The following is a 5546-nucleotide window of genomic DNA, read 5'->3' on the forward strand; positions in this document are numbered from 1 at the left end:
GTCGAACAGGATACCGACCCGTCACCGCTCATGCCCTGATCGAAGAACAGCGTCGAGCCGAGTGCGGCGGCGGCCGGCACGTCGGCAAAACGATTGGTGGTGTCGGCCTTGAGCGCCGGCAGCGACGACAGCGCCAGCGAAGCGATAGTCTTCTTTTCTGCGTCGGAAAAATCAGGCTTGCCGCAGCCCACGAGGACGACGGCGACCATCAGCGCCAGAAAGCGGAAAAGGCGCTTCATCGATCGCTCACAGCACCACGTTGAACAGTACGGTATCGGAGCCGGCGCCGGATGAGATGGCGAAACGAAGTTGCCACCAGCCGCTCATGGTGAATTTCAGCCCCTCGATGCGGTAACGGCCTTCGCCCAGGTAATCGGTGACCTGCGGGCTGGTCGGCAGGCCGTGATTGTGTTGCGGCATGCCGCCGGAGATGGCGATCGCGGCGCGCTCCACCGAAGCCCCTGTCTTTGTCTTCAGGGTCAGCAGCCAGGATTCCAGTTCGCCCTGCCGCACCACGCCCCGTTCCGGCACGAAACTCGCCACGTACAGCCCGTTGTCGGTTTTCTTCGTCCGCGCGACATCCGGGCCGGCTGGCAGCGACGAACGCGGCGCCGTCAGGAAGACGACCGCGAGAATGCCGACCAGCAAGGCAGCCAGACCAAGACCCGCCAGAAGATAACGCCATATCGATGCCAAACCGGTTCCTCTTCTGCAGACAACGCTCTGCCGAACGGATCGCATCCCGCCAGCCTGTGGGAAAACGCTGTGGCGGAAAAAACCCTGCTTGCCAAGCATGGCGCTGCCGATGGCAAAAAGCTACAGCACCGGGAAGCACTGGAGGATTGTAGATGGCGGGAACCGGCGTCGCCTCGATCGGCGAATGCATGCTCGAACTGTCGGGCCAGACCGGACCGAACTGGCGCATGGGCTTTGCCGGCGACACGTTCAACACGCTGTGGGCGCTGCACGCGCTGAGCACTGAGCGGCCGGCAACCTATGTCTCGGCCTTCGGCGACGATCCGTTCTCGCAAGCCCAGATCGATTTCTTAGGCCAGAACGGCATCGGCATCGGCTCCAGCCCGATCATAGCGGGCGCACGGCCTGGCCTCTATGCCATCACGCTGACCGGGGCCGAGCGTTCCTTCACCTACTGGCGCGGCGACGCCGCCGCGCGGCAGCTCGCCTCAGACCCGGTTGCATTGTCGGAAAACCTGGTAAATCAGGCGCTTGTCTATTTTTCCGGAATCACTTTGGCAATTCTGGATGAGGCCGCGCGCGCCGTATTGCTGGCGGCTGTCGCCAAGGCGCGCTCGGCCGGTTCACTTGTCGCCTTCGATCCCAACTACCGGCCGCGGCTTTGGCGCAATCGCGAGGATGCACAGGCAGCGATCGTCGAAGCCCTTGCCGCCACCGACATCGCATTGCCGACTTTCCCCGACGAGCAGATGCTGTTTGGCGATGCAACACCGCAAGCGACCGCAAAGCGACTCAGGCAACTGGTTAGCGAGGTCGTCGTCAAGAACGGCGAGCAGCCCGCCCTGATTGCCCAAGGAGAAACACTACGCGAAGTCCCGGCGATCCATGTCGCCGCCCCCGCCGATACGACCGGCGCCGGCGATTCGTTCAACGGCGGCTATCTTGCGGCTCGTCTTGCCGGCCACGACCCGCAGGAAGCCGCGCGCCGTGCGCATCGTGTCGCCGCCGCCGTGGTGCAAGTGCGCGGCGCGCTGGCGCCGTTCGAGACGCTGCGGGCGGCTTTCGAAGGCTAAGGTCGGAAAAACTAGGGCAGGCGGAACCTGTATTCCGTGACGTGGTGGTAGATCGCGCCCGGCCACAGCGTTGCTTGCGGGAAATAAGGCCGGTTCGGCGCGTCCGGCCAAATCTGCGGCTCCAGGCAGAAGCCGCAAAAGGCCTTGTAGTTCCGCCCTTCCAGCCCGGTGCGCGGCGTCACATACTGGCCGGTATAGAGCTGGACGCCGGGCTCGGTGGTCCAGACCTCCATCTCGACACCGGAACTGGCGCCTTGCGTCCATGCCGCCTGCTTGAGCGGCCCGCGTGCCGAAGCAAGGCAGAAATTCTGGTCGTAGGGCAGTTGATCACCCTCGGTTTCCATGCGCAGCGGCCGCGCCTGGCGGAAATCGAATGGCGTGCCGTCAACCGGCTTGACCACGCCTGTGGGGATCATGTCGCCATCGACCGGCAGGTAGGCGCCGGCATTCAGCATCATCCTGTGGTCGAGAATGTCGCCTGCGCCGCCATCATCCAGGTTGAAATAGGAATGCTGGGTGAGATTGCACAGCGTCGGCTCCTCGCAGGTGGCGGTCAGCTCGACGCTGAGCGTGCCGGGGATCTTCAGCCGGTAGGTGCAGGTGACGTCGAGCGCGCCGGGAAAACCCATCGTGCCGTCGGGATCGTGCAGCGTCAGCGTGACGAAATCCCTGCCATGCAAGGAAACCGTCCACGGCCGGTGGGAGTAACCTTGCGAGCCGCCATGCAGCGTATGCTTGTCGAGGAAGTTTTGCTCGGTCTGGTAGCGGCTGCCGCCAATGGTGAAGCGGCCGTCGCGGATGCGGTTGGCATAGCGGCCGACGACCGCACCGAAGAAGGCCGTATCCGTCTCGTAGCCTTCCAGACTGTCATAGCCGAGCACCAGCGGAGCATCGTGCCCGGTCAGGCGCAAATCCTGGATGATCGCGCCCAGACCGATGATGTTGGCTGTGATGCCGCCGCCCCTGATCGTGAAGCGACGCACCTGCTCGCCAGCCTGCGTCGTGCCGAAAACCTCGCCGTCCTTCATCGCCATGCCCGTAAATGCCAGTTGATCCAGAAGACTTCGGCTGGTTTTTCCATGAGAGATGGGCAGGCCATCGGCCTCCCCATCCCAGGGATAGCCTATCAGAGGCCGAGGCCGCCGATGCAGACATATTTGGTGTCGAGATAATCCTCGATGCCCTGATGCCCGCCTTCCTTGCCGAGGCCGGATTCCTTGACGCCGCCGAACGGCGCCTCCGGCGTGGTGATGAGGCCTTCATTGACCCCGACCATGCCGTATTTCAGCCCTTCCATCACTCGGAAGGCGCGGCCGAGGTCACCGGTGTAGAAGTAGCAGGCAAGGCCGAATTCGGTGTCGTTGGCGAGGGCGACGGCTTCCTCTTCGGTCTCGAACTTGAACACCGGTGCGACCGGGCCAAAGATCTCTTCCTTCATGAAGCGCATCTTGGGTGTCGCGTTGGCGATGACCGTCGGCTGGAAGAACGAACCGCCGAGCGCATGGCGCTTGCCGCCGGCAACGATCTTGCCGCCCTTTGATGTGGCGTCGGCGATCAGTTCCTCGACCTTCTCGACCGCCTTCTCGTCGATCAGCGGCCCCTGCTGCACGCCGTCCTCGAGGCCGGAGCCGACCTTCAGCGCGTTGCTGGCGGCAGCGAGCTTCTCGACGAACTTGTCATAGACACCTGCCTGGACAAGGAAGCGGTTGGTGCAAACGCAGGTCTGGCCGGAATTGCGGTACTTGGCGGTGATGGCGCCGGCGACGGCACGCTCGAGGTCGGCGTCGTCGAAAACGATGAACGGCGCGTTGCCGCCGAGTTCCATCGACACCTTCTTGACGGTGACCGACGACTTCTGGATGAGAAGCTTGCCGACCTCGGTCGAGCCGGTGAAAGTGATCTTCGACACCAGCGGATTGGCGCAGATCTCGTCGCCGATCTCGCTGGCCGAACCGGTCAGGATGTTGACGACGCCCTTGGGGAAACCGACTTCCTCTGCGAGCGCGCCCCAGGCGAGACCCGAATACGGCGTCTGCGACGCAGGCTTGACCACGGCGGTGCAGCCGGCGGCGAGCGCCGGGCCGAGCTTGCGGGCCAGCATCGAGGACGGAAAATTCCACGGCGTGATGGCGGCGATGACGCCAACCGGCTCCTTGGTCACCAGGATGCGGCGGTCCGCCCATGGCGAGGGCACGACGTCGCCATAGGTGCGGCGACCTTCCTCGGCGAACCACAATATGTAGGACGCGGCCGAGCCGATCTCCCCCTTCGATTCGAACAGCGACTTGCCCTGCTCGATGGTCAGCAGTTCGGCCAGTACGTCCTGATTGTCCATCATCGCGTCGTGCAGCTTGCGCAGCAGCTTCGAGCGCTCGAGCGCGGTCGTCTTGCGCCAGGTCTTGAAAGCTTCCGCGGCGGCTTCGATGGCGCGGCGGGTCTCGGCCTTGCCCGACTTCGGCACGGTGCCGATCTTGAGACCGGTGGCAGGGTTGTTGACGTCGACCGTCTGGCCGCTGTCGGCCTGCACCCATTCGCCATTGATGAGATTGGCCTGCCGCATGAAATGGCTGGTTTTCTGAAGCATGCTATCCTCCGTTCGGCGCCCTGACGGGCGGGTCTGTGAAATCTTCGGTGCGCGTGCGCCATGGACTGAGGCCGGCACGCCGGAGCCACTGCTCTTTACCGAGGGCAAGGCACGCAAGCAATCGCAAGATGGCATATAGGGCTTGGGCCAGAGCGAGACGAGAGCAGGCTGACGTGCTTACACCGATGCCTTACCCGAAAACGTACAAGACAACAGTCAGCCAGAACGCGGTGGTGACGGCGGCGCAGGCCGTGGCGAGGGTCATCTGGTTCGACGCCAGCGCCTGGCCGGTGTTGAACTGCACCGCGATCAGATAGGAATTGACGCCGGATGGCATCGCGGCCACCATCACCGCCACCTTGGCCGTCAAGGGCGGCATGCCGAGCAACCAGACGAAGACCAGCACCAGCGCCGGCATCAGGAACAGCTTCAGCACCGAAAGCGCCAACGCCGGCCGGACATTGCCCGATATGCCGAAACGGCGCAGGCTGAGCCCCATGGCGAACAGCGCCACTGGCCCGGCAGTGCCAGCCAGCGTATCGACCAGCCGCGTGGCAAGGTTCGGCAGCGGCGCGCCGGTTAGGCGCCAGGCCAGCCCGGCCAGGATACCGATGATCAGGGGATTGGTGAACAGTCTTCTCAGAAAGCTCTGGACGATGCGCAGCAGGTGTACGGGCTCACTGCCACCGCGGCCAAATATCTCGAACATGATGATCGAAGCCATCATCATGGTCGGCAGATGCACGGAAACGAGCAGCGACAGCACTTCGAATCCCCTCGACCCGAATACGCCGAGAACGAAGGGAATGCCCAGCAGCACCACATTCGAGAAGGACGACGACACTCCACCGACGATGCCTGCGCGTGCGTCCCGCCCGAAGATCCGCGTCGTCACCAGATGGCCGGCAGCCCATGTCATTGCAACCGCCGTGAAGTAAGCGCCCCACAGCGGCCAAGGCGCCACGCCATGGAAGTCGGACTTCACCATCGTCTGGAACAGCAGCAGCGGCATCGCCACGTTGATGGCAAATTCCGAAATCCCCTCGCCGCTCGCCGGCTTCAGATAGCCGGTGAGCCCGGCGAGGTAGCCGAGCGCGACAAGGCTGAAGACGAAAAGAACGGTTTCGGTGAGCGGAGACATTTTTACCGTGAGGGGCGGGTTCCCCGTGATAGGCGAGCCAGGACCGCGACGC

At 63.7% G+C, this 5546-nt stretch carries 5 protein-coding genes and 1 pseudogene; 1 reads left to right on the top strand and 5 read right to left on the bottom strand.

The window, feature by feature from the left end; translation table 11 throughout:
• Together EN884_RS23725 and EN884_RS23730 are read right to left on the bottom strand one after the other, a co-directional pair.
• Positions 1-239 (bottom strand): annotated as a pseudogene (locus tag EN884_RS23725) (methylamine utilization protein); the annotation flags it as partial.
• Between the two features lie 7 nt (positions 240-246).
• Positions 247-696, bottom strand: coding sequence for a FixH family protein (locus EN884_RS23730; RefSeq protein WP_024503807.1), 450 nt, complete (start codon positions 694-696; stop codon positions 247-249).
• 152 nt (positions 697-848) lie between these two features.
• Here EN884_RS23730 and EN884_RS23735 point away from each other — a divergent pair, with 152 nt between their 5' ends.
• Entirely contained in the window at positions 849-1769 is a 921-nt protein-coding gene (locus EN884_RS23735) for a sugar kinase (RefSeq protein WP_063168173.1), read from the top strand.
• Between the two features lie 11 nt (positions 1770-1780).
• On the opposite strand, the gene EN884_RS23740 is transcribed toward EN884_RS23735, so the two are convergent.
• The 3 genes from EN884_RS23740 to EN884_RS23750 form a co-directional block, all read right to left on the bottom strand.
• Entirely contained in the window at positions 1781-2803 is a 1023-nt protein-coding gene (locus EN884_RS23740; protein ID WP_063168174.1) for an aldose epimerase family protein, read from the bottom strand.
• A 92-nt stretch (positions 2804-2895) separates the two neighbouring features.
• Positions 2896-4353 (bottom strand): NAD-dependent succinate-semialdehyde dehydrogenase, encoded by a 1458-nt coding sequence (locus tag EN884_RS23745; protein ID WP_013531228.1) that lies wholly within the window; start codon positions 4351-4353, stop codon positions 2896-2898.
• Between the two features lie 190 nt (positions 4354-4543).
• The gene (locus tag EN884_RS23750) at positions 4544-5494 is read right to left on the bottom strand and encodes an AEC family transporter (protein ID WP_063168175.1); all 951 of its coding nucleotides are present in this window, start codon (positions 5492-5494) and stop codon (positions 4544-4546) included.
• Positions 5495-5546 lie beyond the last annotated feature (52 nt).

The sequence above is a fragment of the Mesorhizobium sp. M7A.F.Ca.AU.001.01.1.1 genome (assembly GCF_004022735.1).
Classification (GTDB): domain Bacteria; phylum Pseudomonadota; class Alphaproteobacteria; order Rhizobiales; family Rhizobiaceae; genus Mesorhizobium; species Mesorhizobium ciceri.